Here is a 25,865-nt window from a genome sequence, read left to right on the forward strand (position 1 = left end):
GAAGCGGTGCGCCGCCCGGCCCATCCTACCGATGGCACGGCGACAAAGCCGGCCAAAATACCATGGTGGACAACGCTGCGCCGTTGTCCACCCTACAAGGAACACGCCATGACGACGACATTCGATCTGCGCCTCGACACTCTGCACACCGCCTATGCCGCCGGGGAAACCACCGCGCGCCAGCTGATCCTCGGCCTGCGCGACAAGGCGGCCACGCTGAACGACGAGTTCAACGCCTTCATCCACCTGCTGAGCGCCGAAGAGCTCGAGCCGTACCTCGCCGCCCTCGATGCCAGGTCGCCCGCCGAGCTGCCGCTCTATGGCGTGCCCTTCGCCATCAAGGACAACATCGACCTCGCCGGCATCCCGACCACTGCTGCCTGCCCGGCCTTCGCCTATACGCCCGAGACCAGCGCCCCCCTCGTCGAACAACTGATCGCCCTCGGCGCCGTGCCGCTGGGCAAGGCCAACCTCGACCAGTTCGCCACCGGCCTCAACGGCACCCGCTCGCCCTACGGTGAATGCCGTAACAGCGTGCATCCGGCCTACCCGTCCGGCGGTTCCAGTGCCGGTTCGTCGCTGGCCGTGGCGCTGGGCCTGTGCAGCTTCGCGCTGGGCACCGACACCGCCGGCAGCGGCCGGGTGCCGGCGGCACTGAACAACCTGGTCGGCCTCAAGGCCAGCAAGGGCCTGGTCTCCACCGCCGGGGTGGTGCCGGCCTGCCGTACCCTGGACGTGGTCAGTTTCTTCACCGCCACCGCGAGCGAGGCCAGCCAACTGTTGGCGCTGACCGCCAGGCTCGATCCGCGCGACGAATACAGCCGCGCCAATCCACTGTGGAACGACGGCTCGGCGTTCGGCAAAGTCGGCACCTTCCGCTTCGGCGTGCCGAAAGAGCTGGAATTCCTCGGCTGCCCGGAAAGCCCCGCGCTGTTCGCCGCAACGATCGAACACTTCAAGGCCATCGGCGGCGAGCCGGTGGAAATCGACTTCTCCCCCTTCCTCGAAGCCGCGCGTCTGCTCTACGAGGGCCCCTGGGTGGCCGAGCGCTACAGCGTGGCGGGCGAGCTGATCGAGCAGCAGCCCGATGCGGTGCTGCCGGTGATCAAGGCCGTCCTGGAAAAGGCGCCCGGCACCACCGCCGTACAGCTGTTCCGCGCCCAGTATCGGCTGCAGCAACTGAAAGCCATCTGCGACCGGATCATGGCCGAGGTCGACTGCGTGCTGACCCCCGCCTACCCGCGCCCGGTCACCCTCGACGAGCTGCATGCCGAGCCGGTCAAGCGCAACTCGGACCTGGGCTACTACACCAATTTCATGAACATGCTCGACTACGCCGCCGTGGCGGTGCCGGCCGGCACCATGCAGAACGGCCTGCCCTGGGGCGTGACCCTGTTCGGCCGGGTGTTCACCGACCAGCACCTGCTGAGCCTGGCCGATGCCCTGCAACGCCAGACCGGCCTGACGCTGATCGGCGGCAACGCCCTCAGCGCCCCGGCGCCACAGAACCCGGCGCGCAACGACCGGGCGAAGGTGGTGGTCTGCGGCGCACACCTGGACGGCCTGCCGTTGAACTGGCAGCTCCGCCAGCGCGGCGGTCGACTCATCGAAGCCACCAGCAGCTCGCCGAATTACAAGCTTTACGCCCTGGCCGGCGGCCCGCCACTCAGGCCGGGCATGCTGCGCGTGGCAACGGGTGGTGCCGCCATTGCGGTGGAGGTCTGGGAAATCCCCAGCGCCGAGCTGGGCTCCTTCCTCACCGGCATCCCTGCCCCGCTCGGCCTCGGCAAGGTGGAGCTCGCCGATGGCCGTTGGGAAAGTGGGTTCATTTGCGATGCCTACGGTCTCGACGGCGCCGAGGACATCACCCGCTTCGGCAGCTGGAAGGCCTGGCTGGCGCAACGCGGCTAATGTCATAGCGGTTGGGCGCCACGCCCATCGACCTGCAAGGCGGCTGGAGCAGCAGCGCGCCCCATTGGCTTGCAGGCGTCCCACCTGAAAAGCGCCACACCATATGGCGTGGCGCATTGGCAGGCTCCGGCCCGGCCCTGATCCCGAGCCGGGGCAACTGCCATTCAATCCATCGCGCTCGCAGCGCGCCCCTCTCTCTTCGTTACCCGCTGTCCTCGCTACCAACAGGGCGCAGCAGCGTCCGTCCGCCGCATCCCGACCCGACATCGACGGCGGGCGGATGATGCCGCAGACCGGCGCAGGGGCGGTCCGGTCAGAAAATCAGTGCGAACAGACCGAAGACGACGATCAGGCCAATGAGAAAGATGATGCCGATGGTGCTGCCAAGAAACTTCAACATGCGGTGGCTCCCGTTTTTCGTGAGTTCATCTGTTCCGACTGGCCGGTGCCGCCATCGTTCAAGGTTTCCCTATTCCGAGTGCTACGGCACGGCATGCTGCGCAGCACCATTCGGGAGCGCAGGCTGCCCGATTGACCTGCATTCGCGCACGGCGATCAGCGCAACATGTCCGGCGCGTGAGTCCAGATGCGCCGCCACACGGGGGTTTGCCGCGTTTACGTGGCACCTGGCACGCAACCTGCTCTGTCTACCGTGAACGGGATGGGTCGCCACCGGCACTCATGACGCTTGGCACAATCAGGAGCAACTTCAAGGAGAACTAGGGTTCCGGCTCACAGGAAGTGGGCGCTGGTCCGAGAGTTCTCCGGTCCCAGGGACGGGACTACACGGAGGGATAAAAGCCCGGGAGACGCGATGTCATCCCGTGCCTGTCATTCCAATGTGTAGGGAAATCACGCCATGTCCAAACTGCGCTCGCTGAACAAGACCCTCATTGCCGCCGGCCTAGCCGTCGCGACACTGTTCTCACCGCTGGCGATCCAGGCCGCCGAGAAGCTGAAGATCGGCACCGTCGTCTGGGCCGGTTACGGCCCCTTCTATGTCGCCGACAAACTCGACCTGTTCAAGCCCCATGGCCTGGATGTCGACCTGCAGTTCTTCAACGACCCGGCGCTGATTCCCACCGCCATGCTTAGCCGCGCGCTGGACGGCGGCATGCTCACCTACGACCAGGTGGTCGCCTCGGTAGCCAAAGGCCTCAAGCATCGCGTAGTGATGCCCATCGACTTCTCCAACGGTGGCGACGCCATCGTCGCCGAGGCCTCGATCCAGTCCATCGCCGATTTCAAGGGCAAGAAGGTCGGTTTCAACCCGCTGTCGCCATCGGATTTCCTGCTGGCCTATGCGCTGCAGCAGAACGGCCTGAGCGAGAAGGATATCGATGCGGTCAACATGACCCCTGAAGGCATCCCCGGCGCCATGGCCTCGGGCAACCTGCCGGTCGGCGTGACCTACGAGCCCAACGTCTCGCAGATTCTCTCCATGGGCGGCGGCGACAAGTTCAAGGTGATCTATTCGTCCAAGGACGCGCCGGGCCTGATCACCGACGTGCTGGTGTTCGACGAGGCAGTCATCGCCAAGAAGCCCGCCGCCATCAAGGCCATGATCCAGGGCTACCTCGACGGCCTGGCCTACATGAAGGCCCACCCGGATGAGGCCGCGAAGATCATCGGCGAAGTGCTCGGTGTCAGCGCCGAAGAAGCCGTCGAGCAAATGGCCGGCGCCTACAACATCCCACTTGCAGAGATGGGCAAGAGCTTCACACCAAGCGACGACACCCATTCGTTCCATGGCAGCGGCGCGATCATCGCCAAGCTGCTCAAGGACAACGGGCAGATTCCGGCCATTCCCGATTTCAGCAAGACCTACGACGCCCAGTTCACCGAAGCGCTTGCCCAGTAAGCCCGATGCCAGGCGGGCTGCTGCCCGCCCAGGCTGGAGAAGACCATGACCGCCAAACCCCTGTACCGCTACGCCGACGGCCGAGTGCCCAACACGCTGGCCATTCTCTACACCGCACTGGCCTATTTCGGCGGCCTGGCCCTGCTGTTCGCCGCCAATGGCTGGCTGAACGCGCTGGGTACGCTGCTGCTGGCCCATGGCATGATCATCGCGGCCTACCTGATCCACGAATTTGCCCACGGCGCCATTTTCAGCGTGCCCAAGCACAACGAATGGGCCGGCAACGTCTGCAGCTGGCTGTGCGGCAGCTGCTACGCCGAGTTCCAGGACCTGCGCAAGAAGCACATGCGCCATCACGTCGACCGTGCCGACGTGATCACCTTCGACAGCAAGGCCTTCCTCAAGGCACGCCCGCTGTGGTTCCAGAAAACGGTGCTGGCGTTGGAATGGGCCTATGTACCGGCGGTGGAGCTGATCATGCATTTCTACGTGATCGCCCTGCCCTTCATTACCGACAACGAAAAGCACCGCGCCCGCCGCGGCCAGGTCGCCGCCGTGCTGGCGATCCGCGCGCTGGTCTTCGCCGGCCTGGCCGCCATTTCACTCAAGGCGGTGCTGCTCTATGCCGTGGCCTGGATGATCATGCTCAGCGTGCTGCGCTTCGCCGATGCCTACCAGCACACCTACGAGGCCTTCGCCGTGCTGGAGGACGGCGGCAAGCTGCCGGAGGACAAGCGCCGCGACCGTGTCTACGAGCAGCAGAACACCTTCAGCAACGTGGTTTCCGAGCGCTGGCCGGTGCTGAACCTGCTGCTGCTGAACTTCTCCTTCCACAACGCGCACCACGAAAAGCCGGTGGCGCCCTGGTATCGCCTACCCAAGCTGCACGCCGAACTGTATGGCAGCACCTACAACCAGGTGATCCCGATGCGCAAGCTGCTCGGCAGCTTCCACCGCTACCGCGTGCGCCGTGTACTGGACGACGACTACGGCGTGGTCAGCGAAGGGCCGAACAAGGCCGACAACTTCTACGGCGCCGTGGGCGTCTCCTTCCTGACGGCGGTGTGACATGCACAAGGCACTGGATTACCGTGGCCGCTGCGTGGTCATCAGCGGCGCCGCCGGCGGCATCGGCCGCGGCCTGGCGCAAAGCTTCGCCGCTGCCGGCGCCAGCCTGGAACTGCTCGACCGCGATGCCGAAGCACTCGCCGATTTCGCCGACACCCTCGACGCCGACACGCCGTTGCACTGCACAGCGCTGGATCTCGGCGATCGCCAGGCGGTGCAGCAGTACGCCGACGACCTCGCCTGTCGCGGCCTGCATGCCGATGTGCTGGTCAACAACGCCGGCGTCGAATACGCCACGCCGCTGGGCGAATGCAGCGCCGAGGCCGACCAGCGCTGGTCGGCCCTGCTGGAGAACAACGTCGGCTCCATGCAGCGCCTGACCCGCGCGCTGTTGCCGCGTCTGCGGGCCGGCGCCAGCGTGATCAACCAGGCCTCGATCTGGGGCCTGAAGGGCGTACCGGGCTTTTCCGCCTATGTCGCCAGCAAGCATGCGGTGGTCGGCCTGACCCGTTCGCTGGCCTGGGAACTGGGTCCGCGGCGGATTCGGGTGAACGCGGTATGCCCCGGCTGGATCGGAACCGATGCGGCGATGCGCTCGCTGCAGGTGATGGCCGACGCCAACGGTCGCAGCGACAGCGACGAATTGGCAGCGATCCTCGCCAACCAGGCCATCCCGGAGTTGCTGACGCCGGCCGACCTGGGCGGTACCTTCCTGTTTCTTGGCTCGCCGCTGTCGGCCGCGCTCACCGGCCAGGCGCTGTCAGTCAGCCATGGCGAGGTGATGCACTGATGGCCGCCAAGCTCCTTGCGGGCCAGACTGCCTTGGTCACCGGTGCGGCGACCGGCATTGGCCGTGCCACCGCCGTGGCGCTCGCTGGCGAGGGCGCGCGGGTCTGGATCAACCATCGCGACCAGCAGTCCCTGGCCGAGCGGCTGGTCGAAGACATCATGGCGGATGGCGGCGCCGCCTGCGCCATCGAGGCCGACGTGAGCGATCCGGCTGCGGTGGCGGCGATGTTCGAGACCATCCTCGGCACCGGCCAGCTGGACATGCTGGTGAACAACGCCGGCGTGATCCTGGAAAAGCCCTTCCTCGCCACCGACGAAGCGGACTGGGCCCGGGTACTCGGGGTCGACCTCGGCGCGGTTTACCGCTGCTGCCGCCATGCGCTGAGGCACATGCAGCCGCGCCGCAGCGGAGCCATCGTCAACGTCAGCTCCGATCTCGGTTTTCTCGGCCGCGAGCACTACGCCGCCTACTGCACCGCCAAGGCAGGTGTCATCGGCCTGACCCGTTCGCTGGCGCGCGAATTCGCCGCCGACGGCATTCGCGTCAACGGCGTCGCACCCGGTCCGATCGCCACCGCCATGGTCAGCCCGGAACACATGAGCGAGGAATGGATGGCCAGGGAACTGGCCATCCCCATGGCACGGCTGGGCACGCCGGAAGAAGTCGCGGCCGCCATCGTCTTCCTGCTTTCGCCCCGGGCGAGTTATTTCACCGGACAGATTCTCGGGCCCAACGGTGGCTCCTGGATGGGCGCATGACCAGCCTGATGCCGCAAAGCATGCTGATCGGCGGTGCCGTCATGTGGGGGCTGGGCTGGCTGCCACTGCAGTTCTTCGCCACTCGAGGCCTGGTCGGCATGCCGCTGGTGTTGCTGACCTACAGCCTGCTCAGCCTGCTGGCAGTGCCGGTGCTCTGGCAGCAACGGCGGGAGTGGGCCAGCCAGTATCGCCACGTGATCACCATGGGCCTGTGCGGAGGCTGGGCCACCGCTGCGCTGGTCACCGCCCTGGCCGAAGGCAACGTGGTGCGGGTGATGCTGTTGTTCTACCTGGCACCGGTCTGGGCGATGCTCGGCGGCTGGCTGCTGCTGGGCGAGCGCTTCAGTGCTGCGCGGCTGTTCGCCCTCGGGCTGGCGATGCTCGGCATCGCCCTGACGCTGGGCATCAGCAGCGAAACGCTGGCGCTTCCCAGCGCCACGGACTGGCTGGCGCTATCCGCCGGGCTGGCCTTCAGCCTCAACAACCTGGCGACACGTGCCGCCGACCGGGTGCCGCTGGCGAGCAAGGCGCTGGTCAGCTTCGTCGGCAGCGCCCTGCTCGGTGCGCTGTTCTGCCTGTTGCTGCGCCAGGCTCCCCCGCCCATCGATTTCACCCTGGCCTGGCAGATCACCCTGTTCGCCCTGGTCTGGCTGGTCAGCATGGCCGCGGTGCAGTACGGCCTCACCCATCTGGAGGCCGGTCGCGCCGCCGTGCTGGTGGTATTCGAACTGATCGCCGCGGTGCTCTCCTCCGCCTGGTTCGGCAGCCATGCCATCGGCCCGAACGAATGGCTCGGTGCCGCACTGATTACCGCCGCCGCGCTGATCGCCGGCTGGCCCGAACGTCCCGTTTCCGTCGCTACAAGGAGCACTTGCGCATGACCGTGCACATGGACCAACTCAGCTGGGTCGATTACGAACGCCGCGTGCGCGAGGGCGCCGTGGTCTTCCTGCCCTGCGGCGCCACCGAGCAGCATGGGCCGCACCTGCCGCTGGGCACCGACGCGCTGCTGGCCAGCGCGATCAGCGCCGACGTCGCCCGGCAGGTCGGCGGGCTGGTCGCACCGGCGCTGTCCTACGGCTACAAGTCGCAACCCAAGTGTGGGGGCGGTCAGCATTTCTGCGGCACCACCAGCCTGGATGGCGCGACCCTCAGCGCCCTGGTACGCGACGCGGTGCGCGAATTCCATCGCCATGGCGTGCGCCGCCTGGTGCTGGTGGTCGGCCATTACGAGAACCAGTGGTTCGTCGCCGAGGGCATCCAGCTGGCGTTGCGTGAGCTGGGCCCGGATGCCGGCCTCGACGTGATGCGCCTGGAACACTGGGACTTCTGCCGTGAGCAGACCCTGACCGATGTCTTCCCCGACGGCTTTCCCGGCTTTGCCCTGGAGCATGCGGCAGTCATCGAGACCTCGATGATGCTGCACTACCACCCCAGCCTGGTAGCGCTGGAGCGCATCCCCGACGACGCTCCCGCCGACTTCCCGCCCTACGACATGTACCCCAGCCGCACCGAGTGGGTGCCACCGTCCGGCGTGCTGTCCTCGGCGAAAGGCTCCAGCGCGGCGAAGGGCCAGCGGCTGGCGGCGGACGTCGTCGACGGCATCGCTGGCGCGGTGCGCAAGGAGTTCGCCCTGTGACTGGCGCGACAGGCCTGCAACCGGGGCGCACCGCCCTGCTGGTGATCGACATGCAGCGCGACTTCTGCGCGCCGGGCGGCTATGCCGATCAGGCCGGCATGGACGTGAGCCGTCTGCGCGCGCCCATTCCGGCGATCCAGGCGCTGCTCGATCGCGCCCGCAGCCTCGGCATGCTGGTCATGCATACCCGCGAGGGACACCGCCCGGACCTGTCCGACCTGCCCGAGCCCAAGCGCCGCCGCGCCGAAGCGGCGGGCGCGCCCATCGGCAGTCCCGGCCCGCTCGGGCGCCTGCTGGTTCGTGGCGAGTTCGGCCACGACCTGATCGACGAGCTGCAGCCGCGCGCCGGTGAACCGGTCATCGACAAGCCTGGCTACAGCGCCTTTGCCCATACCGACCTGGAGCTGATCCTGCGCCGGCGTGGCATCGAGCGGCTGATCCTGACCGGGGTGACCACCGAGGTCTGCGTGTCCTCGACGCTGCGCCAGGCGATCGACCTGGGTTTCGACTGCCTGACCGTCAGCGACGCCTGTGCCTCGCCCGTCCCGCAGCTACACGTCGCCGCGCTGGCGATGATCGAGGTCGAAGGCGGTCTGTTCGGCGGCGTGATAGACAGCGCCACCCTCCTGCAACGCCTGGAGGGTTCGGCATGACCGACGTACTGCGGCTCTGGCCGCTGCTGACCGCCACGCATCGCTACGACAAATCGATCTCTACCCGCAACCGTGGCCAGGGCACGCTGATCGAGGCGCCGATCCTCGCCTTCCTGATCGAGACCAGGCAGGGACGCGTGCTATTCGACGTCGGCTGCGACTATGCCAAGCTCAGCGACCCGGCGGCGCGGGCGCGCTGGTACGACCCACTGGAATTCCCCATGGGCCCGCCCGAAATGCGCGAAGACCAACGCCTGCCCGCGCATCTCGCCCGACACGGCCTGACGCCGGCCGATATCGATCTGGTATTCCTCAGTCATCTGCATTTCGACCACGCCGGTGGCCTGTGCGAGGTCTGCGGCTGCGACGTACATGTGCACGAGGCCGAGCTCGCCGCGGCCCGCGCCCAGGCCGACGATGCCTATTTCGCCGACGACTTCGCCGGTGACCATCGCTGGAAGCCGCAGCGCGAGGAATACGAGCTGCTCCCGGGGTTGCGGGCGATCAATACCCCCGGCCACACCGCCGGCCACATGTCGCTGCTGATCGAACTGCCACGGGGCAAGCCGGTGATCCTTGCCGGCGATGCCGCCGACCTGAGCGAGAACCTCGTCGATGAAGTCGCTCCCGGCCTGTGCTGGCAAGATCGCGACGACCTGGCGCTGGCCAGCATCCGCAAACTCAAGGCGCTGGCAGGCGAAACCGGTGCCGACATCTGGCCGAATCACGACATGGCCTTCTGGCGCACCCTCAGACGCTTCCCGGAGTACCACGCATGAAAACCGTACCCGATGCCTACCTCGGCGTGTGGCGCCGTCGCCTGCTGACCACCACGGCCGGCCTGCGCGACGAAACCAGCGAGGTGTACTGGCTGCAGACCGCACGTCTGCATGCCGACGTGCGTTTGCCGCAGCCACAGCCCGTGCCGCCGCCCGTCTCCCTGGAAACCTGCAGCCACGCGCAACAGATGGCGCTGTGCGAGCAGGCCGGCTTCGCCGGCGTCACCGACGTCAATGGTGATATCTGCCAGTGGCACCGCCTGATCGACTTCCAGCCGCCGGGTGGCCCGGGCGATATCGGCCTCATGCGTTTCGAGGACACTGACCGGCTGCTGGAAAACGGGCTGGATGGCAGTTATCACGAAGTCTGGCAGCGTATGCCCGAGTCGGACGGCGTCAACTGGGGACTCTGGTTGTGCGCGGTCGATCAGCCTTCGCGCCAGGCTTGCCTGCTGGTAGCCGGCGACTACTTCATGTTCGCCGCCGACCGGCCACGGCCACTGGCCGCCAATGGCGGAGGCCACCTGCGCGAGCAACTGGCCGCCGTCGGCCCCGCACTGCGGCCGCAGCTACTGGCCTGCGAGCTGTCCTTCGGTCGTCATCGCAATGGCGCCACGCCCTGGCAGATCACCCATTCGACGCTGCCGGGGCGCGTCGGCGAGGCGCTGCTGCCCAGCTACTGGCGCTTCGCCGATCCGGCCAGCCTGCCCCGCGAGGACCTTCGCCGCCTGGGTCGCTACGCCCCGGCCGACGGCTGGGTCAGCATCGCCCTTCCCACGCCCACCGCCCCACAGGAGGTGCCCGCATGACCATGCAGATCGCCATCGCCCCGCCCACCGCCAGCCGCACCACGCAACAGCCGGACGCCCGGGCCGCCACCGTGGAGTCCCGGCGCAAGCCCCGTTTCTGGCGCATCCGTGGCGAGCTTTCGCGGCGCACTGCCTGGCTGCTCACCGGCGCCGGGCTGAGTCTGCCTTTCCTGCTCTGGTGGCTGTGGACCGCCCTAGGCCTGGCCGACCCGATGTTCATGCCGAGCCCCGGCGCGGTGCTCGAACGCATCGGCCGCTGGTGGACCAGAGAGGGGCTGCTGGGGGACATCGGCATCAGCGTCTGGCGGGTCATGGCGGGCTTCGGCGCCTCGGCGCTGATCGCCCTGCCGCTGGGGCTGTACATCGGCACCTACCGGCCGGTGCAGGCCTTTCTCGAGCCGCTCACCGACTTCATCCGCTACATGCCGGCGGTGGCGTTCATCCCGCTGGTGATGCTCTGGGTCGGCATCGACGAGGGCTCCAAGGTGCTGATCATCTTCATCGGCACCTTTTTCCAGATGGTGCTGATGGTCGCCGAGGATGTCCGTCGCGTGCCCATGGCACAGATCGAGGCGGCGCAGACCATGGGCGCCAACCGCGGCGAGATCGTCAAGCTGGTGATCCTGCCTTCGGCCAAGCCGGCGCTGCTAGACACTTTGCGCATCACCTGCGGCTGGGCCTGGACCTATCTCGTGGTGGCCGAACTGGTGGCGGCCAATTCCGGTCTCGGCTACGCCATCCTCAAGGCGCAACGCTACATGCACACCGACAAGATTTTCGCCGGCATCCTGCTGATCGGCGTGATCGGCCTGTTCACCGACCAGGCCTTCCGCTGGCTGCACCGCCGGGCCTTCCCCTGGATGAGGAAATGAGCCATGTCCGATAGCAAGATCCGTGTCCGCCAGGTTGGCAAGACCTTCGTCAGTGACCAGCGTGAAGTGCAGGCGCTGGACACCATTGACCTCGATATCCAGGCCAACGAGTTCGTCACCTTCGTCGGCGCCTCGGGTTGTGGCAAGTCCACCCTGCTGCGCATCATCGCCGGGCTGGAGAGCCAGAGCCGAGGCGACATCCTGCTCGACGGCAAGGCCATCGACGGCCCCGGCGTCGACCGTGCGATGGTCTTCCAGCACTACAGCCTGTACCCCTGGCTGACGGTGATGCAGAACATCAAGTTCTGCCGTCAGCTCAAGGTAATCGGCGATACCGTGCGCAACGACGGCGACGTGGAAACCGCCGCCGGCCGCGCCGACGCGCTGCTCAACCTGATGGGCCTGACGCGCTTCGCCGACGCCTACCCCAGCCAGCTTTCGGGTGGCATGCAGCAGCGTGTCGCCATCGCCCGTGCGCTGATGCCCAAGCCCGCCACCCTGCTGATGGACGAACCGTTCGGCGCGCTGGATGCGCAGACCCGCGAAGTCATGCACGACCTGATCCGTCACGTGCACAAGCTGGAAAAGACCACCATCCTGTTCGTCACCCACGACGTCGAGGAAGCCATATACCTGGGCAGTCGCATCGTGCTGATGGCACCACGGCCCGGGCGCATCGACTCGATCTACGAGGTGCCGCTGCCGGCCCAGCGCAACCAGGACATGAAGCTCGCGCCGGAATTCACCGCACTCAAGCGCGAGATCCTCGGCCGCATCCGCGAAACCTCCGGCATGCAGACCGATCTCGACCAATTGGCCAGACTCAGCGCGATCGCAGGCTGAAAGCCGGGCCCCCAGGCCGTGAGAAAGCCATGCATTCCCACGGTCTGTTCAGCGCGGCATCATCCGCACCCCGGAGAGCTCGGTCAGCGGTCGCGGCCGGCCCAGGTGGTAGCCCTGCACGAAGTCCACACCGATCTCCTTGAGGCAATCGAGGATGGCCTGCGACTCGACGAATTCGGCCACCGTCTGCAGCCCCATCTCGTGGCCGATGGCGTTGATCGAGGCCACCATGGCCCGCGCGATGGGGTCGTGCTCGATATCGCGGACGAACGCACCGTCGATCTTCAGGTAGTCCACCGGCAGCGTCTTCAGGTAGCCGAAGGACGACAGCCCGGAGCCGAAGTCATCGAGGGCGAAGCTGCAACCGGCCGCCTTGAGCTGCTCCATGAATTTCATCGCGCGACTGAGATTGGCGATGGCCGCCGTTTCGGTGACCTCGAAACACAGGCATTCACTGGGTATCCGGTGCCGCTCGATGGCCGCCAGGATGAATTCGAGAAAGCTCTCCTCGCCCAGCGACATCGCCGACAGATTGATCGAATAATGACCGATCGCCCCCTTCTGACGCCGGCACAGGTCGCCAACCCAGGCGAGGAAGTTGCCCACCACCCAGCGGTCCACCGCCGGCGCCAGGTCGTAGCGCTCGGCCGCCGGCATGAAGGCACCGGGCGGGATGATGCTGCCATCCTCGCCGAGCATCCGCACCAGCACTTCGTAGCGCGGGACGTCGTCCGGATGGCGAGACGAAACGATCGGCTGCACGTACAGCCGCAGGCGATCGCCATCCAGGGCCTGGCGCAGGCGGTGGGTCCACTGCATCTCGCCGCGGCGCTCCAGCAACTGCTGGTCGTCGGCCTGGTAGACATGGACCCGGTTGCGCCCACCTTCCTTGGCCGCGTAGCAGGCGCTGTCCGCGGCACTGAGCAGCGGCCCGAGGCTGCGCGCGTTGGCGTCGATGCCGACCAGGCCGATGCTGGCGCCGATGGCGAAGCTCTTGCCTTCCCAGTTGAAGCGGAACTCGTCCACGGCGCGGCGTATGCCCTCGGCGATCAGCACCGCCTGCGGCAGCGGGCAGTCGAGAAAGAGGATGCCGAACTCGTCGCCACCCAGCCGCGCGAGCACATCGGTACTGCGCATGCGGGTCTTCAGCAAACGCCCCAGCTGGCGTAGCAGTTCATCACCGGCAGCATGCCCGCAGGTGTCGTTGACCACCTTGAACTGGTCGAGATCCATGTAGCAGAGCACATGCTCGCGGCCATCCTCCGGCTGTTCGCGCAACAGACGATCGAGCTGGCGCTCGAAGGCCGAGCGGTTGACCAACCCGGTGAGGTTGTCGTGGTTGGCCTGGAAGGTCAGCTTGCGTGCCAGCTGGCGGGTGACGGTGACGTCGCGGAAAGTCAGCACCATGCCGATGACCGTACCGTCCGAATCGCGGATCGGCGCCAGCGCGTCCTGGATCGCGATGCGCGTGTTGTCGCGCCGCTCGAGAATCCCCGGCGGTCGCTCGGTATGGCCGCAGGCATCGCTGCGTCGACGCAGTGCTTCGCCGGTAGCCGTTGTCAGCCGCGCGCCGGACGTCTCGTCGAACAGCCGGTAGACCTCTTCCAGCGGCAGATCCAGCGCTTGCGCCTGCTGCCAGCCGGTCAGTTGCTCGGCACTCGGGTTGAGATAGCGAATCCGCCCTTCGCGATCGGTCGTGATCACGCCATCGCCGATGGACGCCAGGGTGACCTGGGCCAGCCGTTTCTCGGCGAACAGCTGTTCCTCAATGCGGCGTCGCTCGGTGATATCCCGCACGGTGCACACGTAGACTTCCTGGCCGCCGCCCTGGCTGGCGGTCAGCTCGGCCGCGAACGGCTGGCCGTCGCGGCCGTGCAGCATCAGCTCGCAGGTGACCTCACCGCCCGTCGGCGGCAGCAGCGAGCCGGACCACGAAGAACCGCAGGCGATGAACTGTTGTAGCGGCTGGCCGACGATGCGCTCGGCGGGTAGCCCCAGCAGGCGCTCGGCGCCGGGGTTGCAACTGGTCAGCACGCCGTCGCCGCTGAAGGTGACGATGCCGTCACGGATGTCGCGAACGATGCTCTGGGTCTTCGCCACAGCACTCTGCAACGCGCGGATCACCTTGTTGTACTGCTCGGCGATCTGCCCGACCTCGGTGAACGGCTCGACCTCCACCTCGCGGTGGAACTGGCCGTGGCGCTGGTGATCGTCCATGGCCTGGAGCAGTTCGATCAGCTCGGTGCGCGCGCCGTGCTCGCTGACGTTCAGGCCGATGCGCTCGTCTTCCGGGTCGACCCGCAACGGGGAATGGCGATTGATCATCCGCAGTAGCACATAGGTCACGCCAAATGCCCAGATGGCGCAGGCCAGCATTCCCTGGAGCTGCACCAGCAACTGTGCGCCACGTCCGAGGCCGGTACCCAGCAACAGCGGATCGCCAAACAATGCCACGGCCAGCGTGCCCCAGATGCCGGCGGCCAGGTGCACCGGCACCGCCCCCACCGCGTCATCGATGCGCCAGCGCAGGAGCAACCGCTCGGCCAGGCACATGCTCAGGCTGCCACCCAGGCCGATCAGGATCGCGGCCGGTCCACTGACAGCATGAGCGCCAGCGGTGATCGCCACCAGCCCGGCGAGCATGCCATTGAGCGGCAGCACCGGCTCGATATGGCCATGACGCCACCAGGACACGCTCATCGCCGCCATGATGCCGGCCATCGCGGCCAGCACCGTATTGACGATGATGCCCGGCACGCGCAGGTCGAACGCCAGTGTGCTGCCACCATTAAAGCCGAACCAGCCGAACATCAGCAGCAGGCCGCCGAGCATGGCCTGCGGGAGGTTGGAACCCGACATGTTGCCCAGCCGCCCGGCCGGGTCGAAACGCCCCGCGCGCGGCCCGAGGACCATCACCGTCGCCAGCGCGATCCAGCCACCGACGCCGTGCACCACAGTGGAGCCGGCGAAATCCACGAAGCCACGCTCGGCCAGCCAGCCCTGCCCTTCGCGCAAGGCGCCGCCCCAGGCCCAGTGACCGAACAGTGGATAGATCAGCCCGGCCGACAACGCGGCGACGATCAGGTAGGCGTTGAAGCGCATCCGTTCCGCCGCGGCGCCGGAGACGATGGTCGCCGCCGTGGTGCAGAACATCGCCTGGAACAGGAAGAACGCCAGCGACCAGCTCTCGTCAATGGCGAAGGAGGTGAAGAACAGCCCGCTCCCGGCCAGGCCGTAGTGGCTGGCGCCGAACATCAGCGCGAAACCGAACAGCCAGTAGACCAACAGTGCGATGCACAGATCGGCCATGTTCTTGATCGCGACATTGATGGCGTTCTTGCTGCGCGTCAGACCCGCTTCGAGGCAGAGAAAACCGATCTGCATGTTGAACACCAGGCCGGCGCATAGCACGACCCAGAGGGTATCGATCGAGGCTGTTGGCATCACGTGTCCACGCATGAAAGAGGGATCGCCAAACCGCACCCAGTCGAAGAAGCGGATGGCATTAAGCCATTGCCAGATTCATGCCATGCAGTGGAATCGGCTATCCCGCCAGGCGCAGGTCGTCGCTCAGCGTAGCGAGCCCCAACGATTCATGCCAGGACGCATCCGCGTCCGGGCCGTACCCCGCCGCGGAACGACCCTTCACGGTTTGTCGAGCAGCGCCCGCATCGCCGCGAAAACCTGTGCCATGGCCTGCCGATCGCGTCCGGGGCCACCGGCACAGTGTCCCCAGTCGGACTCCAGCACGCGCAGTTCTGCGTTCGCCATCAGGGACGCCTCATGGCGGGCGTCATCGACGGTGAAGTACAGGTCGGTGCTGCCGGGCATCACGATGGCGCGCGCGCGAATACGCCGCAGCGCCTCAGCCAGCGAGCCGCCGCCGAAGCTGCCGGCGGGGTCGGCCGATTGCCAGCTGTGCAGCACGCAGAGCAGGTCGTTGGCATCCTGCTCCAGATGGTCGCGCTCCCAGAAGTCGAGCAGTTCATAGACGCTCTCGAAGCCCAGCCCACGCCACAGTTCGCGACGGTAGAACGCCTGGGAATAGGCCCAGCCGGCATAGGCACGACCGAACGCCCGCAGGCCCCGCTCGGGCGGCGTGACGTAGCGTCCATCCTGCCAGGCAACATCGGCGCACAGTGCCGCCTTGACGCCTTCGAGAAACACCCGGTTGTGCGGCCAGCAACGCGCCGTGCAGCAGAACGGCAGGATGGCGCGCATCCGTTCGGGATAGGCCATCGCCCAGAACAGTGCCTGCATGCCGCCCATGGACCAGCCACTGACCAGGGCAAGCTGCCAGTCGTCACCATACAGCCGGTCGAGCAGCGCCTTCTGTGCCCTCACGTTGTCCAGCAGGCTGACATGCGGAAAGTCCGCCGCGGCCTGGCCGGGTGCCGCGTTGCTCGGCGATGTCGACCAGCCGGCGCCGAACAGGTTGGTCAGCACGATGCAGTAATCGCCACCCGCGAGTGGCCCATCTGCACCAAGCAGGGGCAGGCTGCCCCAATGTGTGCCGCCGTAGTAGCTCGGAATCAGCACGAGGTTGTCCCGCGCCCGGTTCGGCGTGCCCACGACCTGGTAGCAGAGCCGCGCGTTACGCAGATGCTGGCCATTTTCCAGGCGCATTTCGCCCAGCGCGAAAAACTTCTTTTCCCTTTTGATTTCAATCATCTGCATGACTCCGGCATCGGCGCAACGGGGGCCAGACGGCACCAGCGCAGGCCCGCCTCTATACACGCTGGCATGTATATTGGATGAAGGAATCGTGCCAGCGGCCCCGGCCGCCATTCATGACTCCAAGGAGCGCAAGCAGATGACCAGCTTTCCCCTCTCCTCCGTCGAGGAGCTGAAACAGCAGCTGCAGGACAAGGGCGTGAAATATGCCATGGCCAGCTACGTCGACCTTCACGGCGTTATCAAGGGCAAGTTCGTTCCCCTCGCCCACCTTGGCCAGATGCTGCGCGGTTCGGAGCTCTATACCGGCGCCGCGCTGGACGGCGTGCCGCAGGAGATCAGCGACAACGAAGTCGCGGCCATGCCCGATCCGGCCACCGCCACCCAGTGCAGCTGGAATCGCGACCTGGCCTGGTTCGCCAGCGACCTGTACCTCGACGGCAAGCCCTTCGAGGCCTGCTCGCGCGGTATCCTCAAGCGCCAGACCGAAGCCGCCGCCGCGCTGGGCTACACCTTCAACCTCGGCATCGAGACCGAGTTCTTCCTGTTCAAGGACACCCCGGATGGCGGCTTCGCGCCGATCTCCGAACGCGACGACATGGCCAAGCCCTGCTATGACCCGCGGCTGCTGATGGACAACCTGCCCATCATCGACGAACTGGTACAGGCCATGAACGAAATGGGCTGGGGTGTCTACTCCTTCGACCACGAGGACGCCAACGGCCAGTTCGAAACCGACTTCAAGTACACCGACGCCCTCGGCATGGCCGACCGCTTCGTGTTCTTCCGCATGATGGCCAACGAGATCGCGCGCAAGCACGGCGCCTTCGCCACCTTCATGCCCAAGCCCTCGGCCAATCGCACCGGCAGCGGCGCGCACTACAACATGTCGCTGGCCGACATCGAGACCGGCAACAACCTCTTCGAGGTCGATACCGAAGACACCTACGGCTGCGGCGTGACACCGCTCGCCTACCACTTCATCGCCGGGGTGCTGAAGCACGCCAAGGCAATCTGCGCAGTCATCGCGCCGACGGTCAACAGCTACAAGCGACTGATCCGCAAGGGCGCCATGTCCGGCTCGACCTGGGCGCCGGTGTTCTGCTGCTACGGCAACAACAACCGCACCAACATGCTGCGCATCCCTTCACAGGGCGCACGCGTCGAATGCCGCGCCGCCGATATCGGCTGCAATCCTTATCTCGGCGCGGCGATGATCCTCGCCGCAGGCCTCGAGGGTATCCGCGACAAACTCGACCCAGGCCAGCCGCACCGCGAGAACATGTACCACTACAGCGAGCAGGAAGTGGCAAGCATGGGCATCGAAACCCTGCCGCGCACCCTGAGCGAAGCCATCGACGCCTTCGAGGCGGACCCGCTGTCGCGCGAGGTATTCGGCGACGCGATGTTCAAGGCATTCGTCGAGTTCAAGCGCGACGAATGGAATGCCTACCACACCCATGTTTCCGACTGGGAAATCCAGCGCTACCTGAAGTTCTTCTGATCGACTAAAGGAGATTCACCATGCAAGCCACCCCCTTCAAGCGGGCGCTCTGCGCCGGCGCCCTGATCGTCGCAGCCCTTTCCCCGTTCGCCGCCCAGGCCGAGGAGAAGAAATCCTTCGATATCGCCTGGACCATCTATGCCGGCTGGATGCCGTGGAAGTACGCCGATGAGTCGGAAATCATGAAGAAATGGGCGGACAAGTACGGGATCGAGGTGAACATCACCCAGGTCAACGACTACGTCGAATCCATCAACCAGTACAGCGCCGGCCAGTTCGATGGTGTGGTCGCCACCAGCATGGATGCCCTTTCGATTCCGGCCGCAGGAGGCGTCGATACCACCGCGCTGATCGTAGGTGACTACTCCAACGGCAACGACGGCCTGGTGATGAAGGACAGCGACGACATCAAGAGCCTCAAGGACCAGCAGATCCATCTGGTCGAACTTTCGGTTTCCCACTATCTCCTGGCCCAGGCCCTGGACAGCGTCGGCATGAGCGAGCGTGACGTCCAGGTCGTGAACACCTCGGACGCCGACCTGGTCGCCGCCTTCAGCACGGACGACGTGCGCAACGTCGTCACCTGGAATCCGTTGCTGGACGAAGTGGCCGCCATGCCTGGTGCGCACAAAACCTTCGATTCCAGTCAGATTCCGGGCCATATCAAAGACCTGACCATCGTCAACAGCGAGACCCTGGCGGACAACCCCGCCTTCGGCAAAGCCGTGGTCGGTGCCTGGTATGAAGTCATGGCCATCCTCGCAAGCAATACCGAGGAAGGCGCCAAGGCGCGGGCGGCGCTCGGTCAGGCCTCGGGTACCGATCAGGCCGGGTACGAAAGCCAGCTCAAGGGCATGAAGATGTTCTGGGCGCCGGCCGACTCGCTGGCCTTCATCCAGAGCGACGAGGCTTACCAGGCCATGGACAGCGTTCGCCAATTCTCCTTCGAACACGGTTTGCTGGGCGACGGCGCCGATTCGGTGGACTTCATCGGTATCGCCATGCCTGGCGGCACGCTCGGCGATCAAGGCAACCTCAAGCTGCGCTTCGATACCACTTACATGCAGATGGCCGCAGACGGCGAACTATGAAGGCTTGCCACGCAGCGGGCCCTGCCGGCACGCTGCGTGGCCGCTGTGCATTTCGAGGAGCCCCATGCGCCGGACCAAAGAAGACGCCGAACAGACCCGTCTCAAGATCATCGAAGCGGCTCTGGAACTGTTCAGCCGCAACGGTTATTCGAACACCACACTGGCGATGATCGCCGAAACGGCCGGCTTCAGCCGCGGCCCGATCTACTGGCACTTCAAGAGCAAGGACGAACTGTACGAAGCGGTCCTCGCCTATTCCCAGGAGCCCCTGGAACAGCTCATCGAACACAGCCGGGAACTGGCCGCTGAGCCGGCTGGCGCACTCGCTCATTTCATCAATGAATGGTTTCGTCTGCTGCTGGAGGAGCGCTGGTATCGCCAGTCCTTCGAGATCCTGCTGAACAAGACCGAACTCACGGCCCAGATGGCCAGCACACTCAAGCGTGAGCGCAAGCTGACCCGCGCCATGGTGCAACTGCTGGAGGAACTCATCGCCACAGCCCGGCAGGATGGCCAGTCAGCACGCTCACTCGCCGTCCTGCTCTACTCCAGCCTGATGGGGATCACCCACACCTGGCTGCTGTCGCCCAAGCTGTTTTCGCTCAGGGCACAGGCTCCCTTCATGGCGGACAACCTGTTGGCACTGGTCGCGCTGTCGCCCTGTGAAGAATTACCCCGGGACTAGCCGAGCAAGCAAGATCGCCTGACCTTGGTCAGCAACGCGGGCCTGAGCGCCCCGGCATCCAGGTCGATGGCATTGATGAGCGCGGTGATTTCCGCCGAGGAGAGGGACAGGCGGCACGGCAGGCCGGTCAGCAGCAGCGACTCTCCAGCCGCCTCGTCTATCAGCATCACACGGATCGTCGATGGCGAATCCATCCGGGCGCTGAATACCAGCGGCTCGTAGTATCGCTGCACCACAGCGAAGGCTTCGGGTTGCCTGAAGCGTTTCATGTACGACAACTCCAAGTTGTCAGACGTCGGATTCCAACCATGCTTTCGCAATGCGCTGGCTGGCAACTGCAACACAATACGCATCGACAGGGCTGCCTGCTTCGAAGATGCCCCAAGGATGTTGCAGCTCATCGCGTCGCCAGATGAAAGGGGCAGCCGTCGTGGCTTGGCAAAACAGCTGAACAGCTGCCTGCGCCCGCCCCGTGGGAGCGAGAGCATTCACACCCGTTTGTGCCCCATAAACGCTGAAGGCCCCGGAGTACGGGGCCTTCAGGATTGGATATGGCGGAAGCGCAGAGATTCGAAATCAACGTCTGCCGACTACAGAGGCGCGTGTTTGCTGGCCTGCAGCGTTGCGCGCAGTGCCCATGGGAACGAAATGGGAACATTTTGGGAACCGGTGGATAGCCGAAAGCCCCGAATGGCGGGGCTTTCAGCGGTTTTTGGCGTGGGAATGAGCGGCGTTACAGCTTGAGCTGTCGCTCGATGAGGCTGGTCATGTCGGCGGCGTCCTCGTTGATCCAGGTGCCGTAGTGCTTGTGGATCATCGCCGTGGACGTGTGCCCCATCTGTTCGGCGATCCAGTCGAGCGGCACCACGCCGCTGGTGAGCATCTGGCTCGCGAACGTGTGCCGGCAGTTGTTCGGCCCGCGGTGGCGCACACCCGCCGCGCGCAGGTGAGCGTTCCACCAGCCATTGCGCATGTTGTCCGCCGTTGAATACGCCTGATCGGTGTGCGAGTTGTGGAAGACGAAGCGCACGTTCTGCTTGCGGATCGTCCGGTTGTCCCGGTCCGTCACCTCGATCTCCACGGCCGGCAGATCCTTCGTCCGCTCCGCCTGCTCGCGCAGCGCCTCGAGGGCCGGCTTCAGTAGCTTCAGCTTTCGCGTCGAGCGCTTGGTCTTCGTCACCTTGTAGGCGCTGCGCACCCGGGCGCGGCGGAAGATCACCTCGCCCCGCTCCAGGTCGACATCCTCCCAGGCCAGCGCGATCGCCTCGCTCACCCGCGGCCCGGTCCAGATCATGAACTTGATCAGGGCCAGCTCCTGCTCGCGGCCAGGCGATGGTGTGCCGAGGATGGCATCGATCTCCTTGCGCTCGAACGGGTCCGGGTCTTCATCGTCCGGCATCCGGATCACGATGCCCTCCGTTGGGTCGAACGCCACCTGATTCGTCGTGCGGTACAGCTGATAGATCTGCCGCACGATCGCCACGATCTCGCGCACCGTCTTGTTGTGCAGCTTGGGCATCAGCTTCTTCTGCACCCAACGCTGCATCTCAACGAACGTGATGTCCTCGGCCTGTCGATCGGCCCACTGCCGCCGAATATGGCAACGAATCTTGCTTTCGTGACTGCTGATCGCTGATGGCGCCAGTTCGTTGCGCTTGATATCCAGCCAGAGGTCGATCCAGTGGCCGAAGTTCGCCTCCTTCACCCGCGCCGAGTCGGGAAACCAGCGCGCATAGTTGAACGTCCCGGCCTGAATCTCGTGCCGAATGATCGCCGCCTGCCGCTCCGCACGTTCCAGGTTGCCAGGCGTTGGCTCGCCGGCGAACGGCTCCTTGCACAGCGCCCCCTCGTAGCGGAAGTAAACCCTGATCGAGCGGCCCCGTACCTCAACTCCATCTGCCATATGCGTCCCCACGCGAAACCCAGCGGGCACGGTACCGGTGCCGCGCTCGCAGCAATAGAAAAAGGCCCGTTGCCGGGCCTCGAATTTGGTGTTGTGAGTTCTAGGTCAACCAGTCGGCCCGCAGCCGCCACTGCCGGCGCATCTCCTCGACCAGGCGATCGGCCGAGGCCTGGCCGCGGCGCTTGGTGATCAGCTCGGTGAGTTCCTCGATGCGCTCGGGTGTGTCGTAGCCCTTGCGCAGCCAGGTACGCGCCTCGCATTCGAGCATCCGCTGTTTAACATCCGCGTCAGCCACCTGAGCGCTCATGGTGCGTTGCTCACGCCGCAGTTCGGGCAGTCGCCGTACACCTGGCGCTCGCTCAGGAACCGGCCGCAGCCGTGGCAATGGGTGACATGCCGTCGGATGCGTTGACGCTTGATCTTCGGCAGCTTGAGGCCGACCGAGCGCAGCGCTTTCTTGTGATCCAGCTTGCAGGACTGGACCACGGTGCGGCTGCGGGCGTCGATGTAGCGCTTCGGCCAGACCTGGTAGCCCTTGGCCCGTGCTTCTTCTGCCTCGGTCGCCGGCCAGGTGCCGGCCTCTGCCAGGTTGGAGCTGCTGGAGCCGTGCGACTGAATCCAGTACAGGTCGTTGCCATCCCACATGCGTTCGTAGGCCAGGTAGATTTGGTCGTCTGCCTGGTCGAAAGCCTGCGCGTCTGCATCGTCGATGTACTGATGATCGACGCCAACCTCTGCCAGGGCGCGGACGTAGTTGACCGGCCAAGGGAGATCGGTTTCGCGGCACTCATACTGCCTGACGGCCATTTCGCGGCTGAACTGCTCGGCTTCGTCCAGGTTGGACGTATAGCCGCCGCCGAGGCGCCAGAACATCGCTCGGCTGCCGACATTGCTGCGACTGTCCTGCAGGAGGAATAGGTCATCCATTAGCCACCTCCTTTGCCTTGGGCGTTTCCGGATGCACAAACAACTCCACCCCGCTGCGCAGCAGGTCGCGCTGGGTTTCGCGGAGCTTGGTGGGATCGAGGCCCAGCTTGCGGGCCAAGGCTTCGGCGGCCTGGCGGGCGCTGATGGTGTTGCTGGCGGTGCGCTTGTCGCCGCGCACGGTGGCCACGTAGGTGCCGGTGGTGAAGCGGGTGCGGATTTCAACGGGCATAGCGGCGGCCTCCCTGGGCTTTCTTGGCGGTGAGGTTGGCCATGTAGCTGGCCCACTCGGCGGCTTTGCGCTGCTGGCGGATGCGGCTGCAGGCCTGATGCCGGCGCGTGGCGCGCGCCTTGCCGCAGATATCGCAGAGGCTGGGCAGGTCCAGCCGGTGGCTGGCCATGGTTGGGCGGATGCGGGCTTTAGTGGACATTGGCCACCTCCTCCGCTGGCACACGTGCCACATGTCGTGCGGTGCGCTGCAGCACCTCAATAGCCGTGCCGGCATCGTTGTACTTCTCGATCGCGCGGGCGGCTTTGCTGATCATCATTTCGCAGGCCTTGCGCACTTCGTCCGGTGTAGCGCAGCCGCACGCTCGGCAGTAGGCGGTCAACATGACCTCCGCGGCACCATCGGCTTCGTCACGCGTGAGCATGGCGCACCTCCTCCTGGAACAGCCGCTCCCATTCCGAGCTGATGCGCCCGGCCTTGTTGCGGTTGCGGGCGGTGACGCTGGGTGTCTCGGCATAGCAGGCCTTGCAGACGCTGCCGAGGCCGTCCGACTTGGCGGCCTGGCGGTAGAAAAATTCGGTATCAGCGGGCCATAGCTCGCCGCACTTGCGGCAAAGCTTTTCAGGCACGGAGGGGATAGTGATTGGCATCACTCACCTCCTTGGGCGGGCAGCACGCCTTCGGCAATGGCTTTAGCGCCAGCCAGGCGATAATCGTTTTCGGTGCTGCACGGGTCTATCGGCAGCCTTGCGATACGTCGCAACGCTTCCACCAGACCGCTCTGCTCCGTCTGCGGGGCGGTCTGCGCGATGGGGGCGGCAACGTGTGTCTCGGCCAGAATCCGATAGCGGCCGCTGCATTTAGGGCAGGCTGCTCCCATCGCGTTCTCTTTGCCGCAGTCAGGGCACTGATCCTCGACCGGGCTTGGCCCGCTCCAGTCACACATCGCGCACGTCGCGTCTGTCGGGTGAGCGTCGTTGATGCCGACATGACCGCAGCCGGTGCACTCGCGGCACTCAACGTAAGCAGGCTGCTGCTCGGTCTGCGCGGGGCGGGCTGAGAGGGCGGCGCGCTCCTGCCATGCTGCCCATGCTGCGTTTGTGCGTGCACTGGCGTAGTCATCAGTGCCGGCACTCCATTGCAGGCCGCCGACAATCAGCCACTTGTCGCCCTGAGTTTTAGCCCACGCCTCAAACGTTTTCCGCTCATCCTGCGCCGGGGCAGACCACCCCGCGACGGGCGCCTCGAAACGGTCGCCGGCCAGATCAGCCAGGGCTGAGGATACCGGCTGCGGGGCGGTCTGCGCGATGGGGGCAAGCGACACGACGGAATGCCCTTCCTTTTCCAGCGCCACAAGGCTTGGGTGGTCGCGCCGAGTCGAGAAGCAGACCGCGTTGCCGTTTGCGGCGAACACGGCGTATGCCATCGGCTGAACTGTCAAGCAATCCTTGACGGTTGCCTGCTGCTCGGTGTGCGCGGGGCGACTGGGCAGCAGGTGCCGGCAGTCGTTGCACGCATGAATGTGCGGGCTATCGAAGCCCTTGAACATCCCGCTGCCGTGCCAAGGGTGATGGTCTGGAATGACACCGCAAAAATCGCATGGCGGGTACTGCTCATCCTGCGCCGTGGCTTGCTCTTCGAGCAGCGCCTCGATTTCCTTGAGCCGCTCCTGAGCATCAGTGACATAGGACGGGTCGAAGCCGCTCGGCACCTGCGGGCGGCAGCCGGCCAGCCAGATGACTTTCTGGCAGGCGTCCAGGTCGCGATGGATCTTCTTCAGTAGCTCAACCGAAACGAGGCGCTGCTCATCCGGCGTGGTAGCCTTCTCGGCGCTGACTTCGGGGGTTTGTGCTTGCATGGTGCTTCTCCTTTGGTTTGGTCAGGCCCTGGTGAGTTGCCGCTCACCGGGGCCTTCTTGTTTTCAGCGTGCGATCAGCAGGAACAGGTCCGGCAGGTGGTTGGCCGCGGTCAGCAGGCCGGCCAGGCCGGTACCGATCCAGCCGGTCATGGCCAGTCGGGCGCGCAGGCTGAGGCCTGGTTCGTCATCGTCGTAGTGGTTCACGGCCGTTGCCCTCAGCCGTAGATGCCGTAGCTGAACTCGTCGGCATCGCAATCGACCAGCACCTTGGCGTTGCCGAAGTAGAGCGAGGCCAATGTGCGTTCCCATTTCTCACGGATATCCAGGTGCAGAGAGACCTTCTTGTCGTCGAGCCGAGCGAAGTAGACCTCGCCGACCTGGACCTCACGCTCCCACGGCTCCTTGGCTGGGCGCACCTCGTCGGACAGGCGAATGTGTAGGTGATGCTTCAGCGAGTAATCGTCGCGGCTGCTGCGGCTCGAGTACGGGTTGCCGGACTTCCAATCACTTTCCGGTTGAGGGTCGAAGTAGATGGTCAGTGTTGTGCTGCCATAGGCTTCCGTTTTCTCGAAACGGATCTCGGGAGCCTCCCAGCCATTTTCTACGGCCTCCTCCTTATGAGCCTCGATGAAACCCTCTAGCAGGGCCCTCAGCGACACCTCTCCGGACACTGCGTCGTTTTTCAGCACCTCCTCAATGGACGCGGTCGCCTTGGTCATCAGCGTCTCGGATACAGCAGCGGCCTCCCAGCGCTGACGCAGCGCCTCCGCCACTAGGGCGTTGTAGCGAGTCAGCTCGAACATGTCGGAGACATTGGCGGGCAGCGCCTCTTTCACCGCGTCCTTGATGGCTTTACCGAAGTCGCCATAGGAGCGGAACGCATCGTCAACGACATCCTTGAACAGCTTCTCGATACCGGCGTCGATCAGTTCGCGCGGTCGGTCGCCTGCGGCATACGCGCTCACGCGCTCGGCCAGTAGTTGCTCCAGGGTCTGGGTTTGTTGGTTTTGCAT

The 25,865-nt window shown here is 65.5% G+C and carries 29 protein-coding genes and 1 riboswitch; of the genes, 16 read left to right on the forward strand and 13 right to left on the reverse strand.

What is annotated here, in order from left to right; genetic code table 11:
- Nucleotides 1-108: 108 nt before the first annotated feature.
- From atzF to B597_RS38650, 13 genes are all read left to right on the forward strand, one after another.
- Complete coding sequence (atzF, locus tag B597_RS38595) at nucleotides 109-1,911, forward strand: allophanate hydrolase (protein WP_003294430.1); 1,803 nt, start codon at nucleotides 109-111, stop codon at nucleotides 1,909-1,911.
- A gap of 280 nt (nucleotides 1,912-2,191) precedes the next feature.
- A complete protein-coding gene (locus B597_RS47100) occupies nucleotides 2,192-2,446 on the forward strand; it encodes a hypothetical protein (protein ID WP_152028183.1) in 255 nt (84 codons plus the stop codon).
- 173 nt (nucleotides 2,447-2,619) lie between these two features.
- Nucleotides 2,620-2,722, forward strand: a riboswitch (guanidine-I (ykkC/yxkD leader).
- A 48-nt stretch (nucleotides 2,723-2,770) separates the two neighbouring features.
- Nucleotides 2,771-3,772, forward strand: a complete 1,002-nt coding sequence (locus B597_RS38600) for an ABC transporter substrate-binding protein (RefSeq protein WP_003294428.1) — start codon at nucleotides 2,771-2,773, stop codon at nucleotides 3,770-3,772.
- 45 nt (nucleotides 3,773-3,817) lie between these two features.
- A complete protein-coding gene (locus B597_RS38605) occupies nucleotides 3,818-4,840 on the forward strand; it encodes a fatty acid desaturase family protein (RefSeq protein ID WP_003294426.1) in 1,023 nt (340 codons plus the stop codon).
- Nucleotide 4,841: 1 nt separating this feature from the next.
- Nucleotides 4,842-5,630, forward strand: a complete 789-nt coding sequence (locus B597_RS38610; protein WP_003294424.1) for an SDR family NAD(P)-dependent oxidoreductase — start codon at nucleotides 4,842-4,844, stop codon at nucleotides 5,628-5,630.
- Nucleotides 5,630-6,388 carry an SDR family NAD(P)-dependent oxidoreductase gene (locus B597_RS38615; RefSeq protein WP_003294422.1) on the forward strand — a complete coding sequence of 253 codons (759 nt, stop codon included), beginning with the start codon at nucleotides 5,630-5,632 and terminating at the stop codon, nucleotides 6,386-6,388. The genes B597_RS38610 and B597_RS38615 overlap by 1 nt, the downstream gene beginning before the upstream one ends.
- Nucleotides 6,385-7,269 (forward strand): DMT family transporter, encoded by an 885-nt coding sequence (locus tag B597_RS38620; RefSeq protein WP_024162227.1) that lies wholly within the window; start codon nucleotides 6,385-6,387, stop codon nucleotides 7,267-7,269. The genes B597_RS38615 and B597_RS38620 overlap by 4 nt, the downstream gene beginning before the upstream one ends.
- Nucleotides 7,266-8,027, forward strand: a complete 762-nt coding sequence (locus B597_RS38625; RefSeq protein WP_003294419.1) for a creatininase — start codon at nucleotides 7,266-7,268, stop codon at nucleotides 8,025-8,027. Before B597_RS38620 ends, B597_RS38625 begins: the two co-directional genes overlap by 4 nt.
- Nucleotides 8,024-8,680, forward strand: a complete 657-nt coding sequence (locus tag B597_RS38630; RefSeq protein ID WP_003294418.1) for a cysteine hydrolase family protein — start codon at nucleotides 8,024-8,026, stop codon at nucleotides 8,678-8,680. Before B597_RS38625 ends, B597_RS38630 begins: the two co-directional genes overlap by 4 nt.
- A complete protein-coding gene (locus B597_RS38635) occupies nucleotides 8,677-9,459 on the forward strand; it encodes an N-acyl homoserine lactonase family protein (protein WP_024162228.1) in 783 nt (260 codons plus the stop codon). The genes B597_RS38630 and B597_RS38635 overlap by 4 nt, the downstream gene beginning before the upstream one ends.
- A complete protein-coding gene (locus B597_RS38640; protein WP_003294416.1) occupies nucleotides 9,456-10,268 on the forward strand; it encodes a hypothetical protein in 813 nt (270 codons plus the stop codon). The genes B597_RS38635 and B597_RS38640 overlap by 4 nt, the downstream gene beginning before the upstream one ends.
- Nucleotides 10,265-11,140 carry an ABC transporter permease gene (locus B597_RS38645; RefSeq protein WP_024162229.1) on the forward strand — a complete coding sequence of 292 codons (876 nt, stop codon included), beginning with the start codon at nucleotides 10,265-10,267 and terminating at the stop codon, nucleotides 11,138-11,140. Before B597_RS38640 ends, B597_RS38645 begins: the two co-directional genes overlap by 4 nt.
- Nucleotides 11,141-11,143: 3 nt before the next feature.
- On the forward strand, nucleotides 11,144-11,983 hold the full coding sequence (locus B597_RS38650; RefSeq protein ID WP_024162230.1) for an ABC transporter ATP-binding protein: 840 nt from the start codon (nucleotides 11,144-11,146) through the stop codon (nucleotides 11,981-11,983).
- 48 nt (nucleotides 11,984-12,031) lie between these two features.
- On the opposite strand, the gene amt is transcribed toward B597_RS38650, so the two are convergent.
- Together amt and B597_RS38660 are read right to left on the reverse strand one after the other, a co-directional pair.
- Nucleotides 12,032-15,427 carry an ammonium transporter gene (gene amt, locus B597_RS38655; RefSeq protein WP_003294413.1) on the reverse strand — a complete coding sequence of 1,132 codons (3,396 nt, stop codon included), beginning with the start codon at nucleotides 15,425-15,427 and terminating at the stop codon, nucleotides 12,032-12,034.
- Between the two features lie 201 nt (nucleotides 15,428-15,628).
- Nucleotides 15,629-16,654, reverse strand: a complete 1,026-nt coding sequence (locus tag B597_RS38660; protein ID WP_003294412.1) for an alpha/beta fold hydrolase — start codon at nucleotides 16,652-16,654, stop codon at nucleotides 15,629-15,631.
- Between the two features lie 142 nt (nucleotides 16,655-16,796).
- On the opposite strand from B597_RS38660, the gene glnT reads away from it, so the two are divergent.
- From glnT to B597_RS38675, 3 genes are all read left to right on the forward strand, one after another.
- Nucleotides 16,797-18,161 (forward strand): type III glutamate--ammonia ligase, encoded by a 1,365-nt coding sequence (gene glnT, locus B597_RS38665; protein WP_031323577.1) that lies wholly within the window; start codon nucleotides 16,797-16,799, stop codon nucleotides 18,159-18,161.
- Between the two features lie 20 nt (nucleotides 18,162-18,181).
- Entirely contained in the window at nucleotides 18,182-19,252 is a 1,071-nt protein-coding gene (locus B597_RS38670) for a putative urea ABC transporter substrate-binding protein (RefSeq protein ID WP_003294409.1), read from the forward strand.
- Nucleotides 19,253-19,316: 64 nt separating this feature from the next.
- The gene (locus B597_RS38675; protein WP_003294408.1) at nucleotides 19,317-19,937 is read left to right on the forward strand and encodes a TetR family transcriptional regulator; all 621 of its coding nucleotides are present in this window, start codon (nucleotides 19,317-19,319) and stop codon (nucleotides 19,935-19,937) included.
- Here B597_RS38675 and B597_RS38680 read toward each other — a convergent pair.
- The 11 genes from B597_RS38680 to B597_RS38720 all read right to left on the reverse strand — a co-directional run bounded on the left by B597_RS38680 (nucleotide 19,934) and on the right by B597_RS38720 (nucleotide 25,865).
- Nucleotides 19,934-20,206, reverse strand: coding sequence for a DUF1652 domain-containing protein (locus B597_RS38680; protein WP_003294407.1), 273 nt, complete (start codon nucleotides 20,204-20,206; stop codon nucleotides 19,934-19,936). The two genes, B597_RS38675 and B597_RS38680, sit on opposite strands and share 4 nt — an antisense overlap.
- A 464-nt stretch (nucleotides 20,207-20,670) precedes the next feature.
- Nucleotides 20,671-21,840 (reverse strand): tyrosine-type recombinase/integrase, encoded by a 1,170-nt coding sequence (locus tag B597_RS38685; protein ID WP_024162232.1) that lies wholly within the window; start codon nucleotides 21,838-21,840, stop codon nucleotides 20,671-20,673.
- Nucleotides 21,841-21,940: 100 nt separating this feature from the next.
- On the reverse strand, nucleotides 21,941-22,147 hold the full coding sequence (locus B597_RS46085; protein WP_003294405.1) for a DUF7696 family protein: 207 nt from the start codon (nucleotides 22,145-22,147) through the stop codon (nucleotides 21,941-21,943).
- The gene (locus B597_RS38690) at nucleotides 22,144-22,767 is read right to left on the reverse strand and encodes a hypothetical protein (RefSeq protein WP_003294404.1); all 624 of its coding nucleotides are present in this window, start codon (nucleotides 22,765-22,767) and stop codon (nucleotides 22,144-22,146) included. Before B597_RS38690 ends, B597_RS46085 begins: the two co-directional genes overlap by 4 nt.
- Nucleotides 22,760-22,996, reverse strand: coding sequence for a hypothetical protein (locus tag B597_RS38695; RefSeq protein ID WP_003294402.1), 237 nt, complete (start codon nucleotides 22,994-22,996; stop codon nucleotides 22,760-22,762). Before B597_RS38695 ends, B597_RS38690 begins: the two co-directional genes overlap by 8 nt.
- Nucleotides 22,986-23,195, reverse strand: coding sequence for a hypothetical protein (locus tag B597_RS38700; RefSeq protein WP_003294400.1), 210 nt, complete (start codon nucleotides 23,193-23,195; stop codon nucleotides 22,986-22,988). The genes B597_RS38695 and B597_RS38700 overlap by 11 nt, the downstream gene beginning before the upstream one ends.
- Nucleotides 23,185-23,418, reverse strand: a complete 234-nt coding sequence (locus B597_RS38705; RefSeq protein ID WP_003294399.1) for a hypothetical protein — start codon at nucleotides 23,416-23,418, stop codon at nucleotides 23,185-23,187. The genes B597_RS38700 and B597_RS38705 overlap by 11 nt, the downstream gene beginning before the upstream one ends.
- A complete protein-coding gene (locus tag B597_RS38710) occupies nucleotides 23,405-23,644 on the reverse strand; it encodes a hypothetical protein (RefSeq protein ID WP_003294398.1) in 240 nt (79 codons plus the stop codon). Before B597_RS38710 ends, B597_RS38705 begins: the two co-directional genes overlap by 14 nt.
- Nucleotides 23,644-24,852 carry a hypothetical protein gene (locus tag B597_RS46090; RefSeq protein ID WP_003294397.1) on the reverse strand — a complete coding sequence of 403 codons (1,209 nt, stop codon included), beginning with the start codon at nucleotides 24,850-24,852 and terminating at the stop codon, nucleotides 23,644-23,646. The genes B597_RS38710 and B597_RS46090 overlap by 1 nt, the downstream gene beginning before the upstream one ends.
- 63 nt (nucleotides 24,853-24,915) lie before the next feature.
- Entirely contained in the window at nucleotides 24,916-25,056 is a 141-nt protein-coding gene (locus B597_RS47395) for a hypothetical protein (protein ID WP_024162234.1), read from the reverse strand.
- 11 nt (nucleotides 25,057-25,067) lie between these two features.
- Nucleotides 25,068-25,865 (reverse strand): hypothetical protein, encoded by a 798-nt coding sequence (locus tag B597_RS38720; protein ID WP_003294395.1) that lies wholly within the window; start codon nucleotides 25,863-25,865, stop codon nucleotides 25,068-25,070.

It is taken from the genome of Stutzerimonas stutzeri KOS6, from assembly GCF_000307775.2.
In the GTDB taxonomy this organism is placed as follows: domain Bacteria; phylum Pseudomonadota; class Gammaproteobacteria; order Pseudomonadales; family Pseudomonadaceae; genus Stutzerimonas; species Stutzerimonas stutzeri_B.

Coding starts and splice junctions, on each gene's coding strand:
- atzF (WP_003294430.1), top strand. CDS start 109: ATGACGACGACATTCGATCTGCGCCTCGACACTCTGCACACCGCCTAT.
- B597_RS47100 (WP_152028183.1), top strand. CDS start 2,192: ATGATGCCGCAGACCGGCGCAGGGGCGGTCCGGTCAGAAAATCAGTGC.
- B597_RS38600 (WP_003294428.1), top strand. CDS start 2,771: ATGTCCAAACTGCGCTCGCTGAACAAGACCCTCATTGCCGCCGGCCTA.
- B597_RS38605 (WP_003294426.1), top strand. CDS start 3,818: ATGACCGCCAAACCCCTGTACCGCTACGCCGACGGCCGAGTGCCCAAC.
- B597_RS38610 (WP_003294424.1), top strand. CDS start 4,842: ATGCACAAGGCACTGGATTACCGTGGCCGCTGCGTGGTCATCAGCGGC.
- B597_RS38615 (WP_003294422.1), top strand. CDS start 5,630: ATGGCCGCCAAGCTCCTTGCGGGCCAGACTGCCTTGGTCACCGGTGCG.
- B597_RS38620 (WP_024162227.1), top strand. CDS start 6,385: ATGACCAGCCTGATGCCGCAAAGCATGCTGATCGGCGGTGCCGTCATG.
- B597_RS38625 (WP_003294419.1), top strand. CDS start 7,266: ATGACCGTGCACATGGACCAACTCAGCTGGGTCGATTACGAACGCCGC.
- B597_RS38635 (WP_024162228.1), top strand. CDS start 8,677: ATGACCGACGTACTGCGGCTCTGGCCGCTGCTGACCGCCACGCATCGC.
- B597_RS38640 (WP_003294416.1), top strand. CDS start 9,456: ATGAAAACCGTACCCGATGCCTACCTCGGCGTGTGGCGCCGTCGCCTG.
- B597_RS38645 (WP_024162229.1), top strand. CDS start 10,265: ATGACCATGCAGATCGCCATCGCCCCGCCCACCGCCAGCCGCACCACG.
- B597_RS38650 (WP_024162230.1), top strand. CDS start 11,144: ATGTCCGATAGCAAGATCCGTGTCCGCCAGGTTGGCAAGACCTTCGTC.
- amt (WP_003294413.1), bottom strand. CDS start 15,427: ATGCCAACAGCCTCGATCGATACCCTCTGGGTCGTGCTATGCGCCGGC.
- B597_RS38660 (WP_003294412.1), bottom strand. CDS start 16,654: ATGATTGAAATCAAAAGGGAAAAGAAGTTTTTCGCGCTGGGCGAAATG.
- glnT (WP_031323577.1), top strand. CDS start 16,797: ATGACCAGCTTTCCCCTCTCCTCCGTCGAGGAGCTGAAACAGCAGCTG.
- B597_RS38670 (WP_003294409.1), top strand. CDS start 18,182: ATGCAAGCCACCCCCTTCAAGCGGGCGCTCTGCGCCGGCGCCCTGATC.
- B597_RS38675 (WP_003294408.1), top strand. CDS start 19,317: ATGCGCCGGACCAAAGAAGACGCCGAACAGACCCGTCTCAAGATCATC.
- B597_RS38680 (WP_003294407.1), bottom strand. CDS start 20,206: ATGAAACGCTTCAGGCAACCCGAAGCCTTCGCTGTGGTGCAGCGATAC.
- B597_RS38685 (WP_024162232.1), bottom strand. CDS start 21,840: ATGGCAGATGGAGTTGAGGTACGGGGCCGCTCGATCAGGGTTTACTTC.
- B597_RS46085 (WP_003294405.1), bottom strand. CDS start 22,147: ATGAGCGCTCAGGTGGCTGACGCGGATGTTAAACAGCGGATGCTCGAA.
- B597_RS38690 (WP_003294404.1), bottom strand. CDS start 22,767: ATGGATGACCTATTCCTCCTGCAGGACAGTCGCAGCAATGTCGGCAGC.
- B597_RS38695 (WP_003294402.1), bottom strand. CDS start 22,996: ATGCCCGTTGAAATCCGCACCCGCTTCACCACCGGCACCTACGTGGCC.
- B597_RS38700 (WP_003294400.1), bottom strand. CDS start 23,195: ATGTCCACTAAAGCCCGCATCCGCCCAACCATGGCCAGCCACCGGCTG.
- B597_RS38705 (WP_003294399.1), bottom strand. CDS start 23,418: ATGCTCACGCGTGACGAAGCCGATGGTGCCGCGGAGGTCATGTTGACC.
- B597_RS38710 (WP_003294398.1), bottom strand. CDS start 23,644: ATGCCAATCACTATCCCCTCCGTGCCTGAAAAGCTTTGCCGCAAGTGC.
- B597_RS46090 (WP_003294397.1), bottom strand. CDS start 24,852: ATGCAAGCACAAACCCCCGAAGTCAGCGCCGAGAAGGCTACCACGCCG.
- B597_RS38720 (WP_003294395.1), bottom strand. CDS start 25,865: ATGCAAAACCAACAAACCCAGACCCTGGAGCAACTACTGGCCGAGCGC.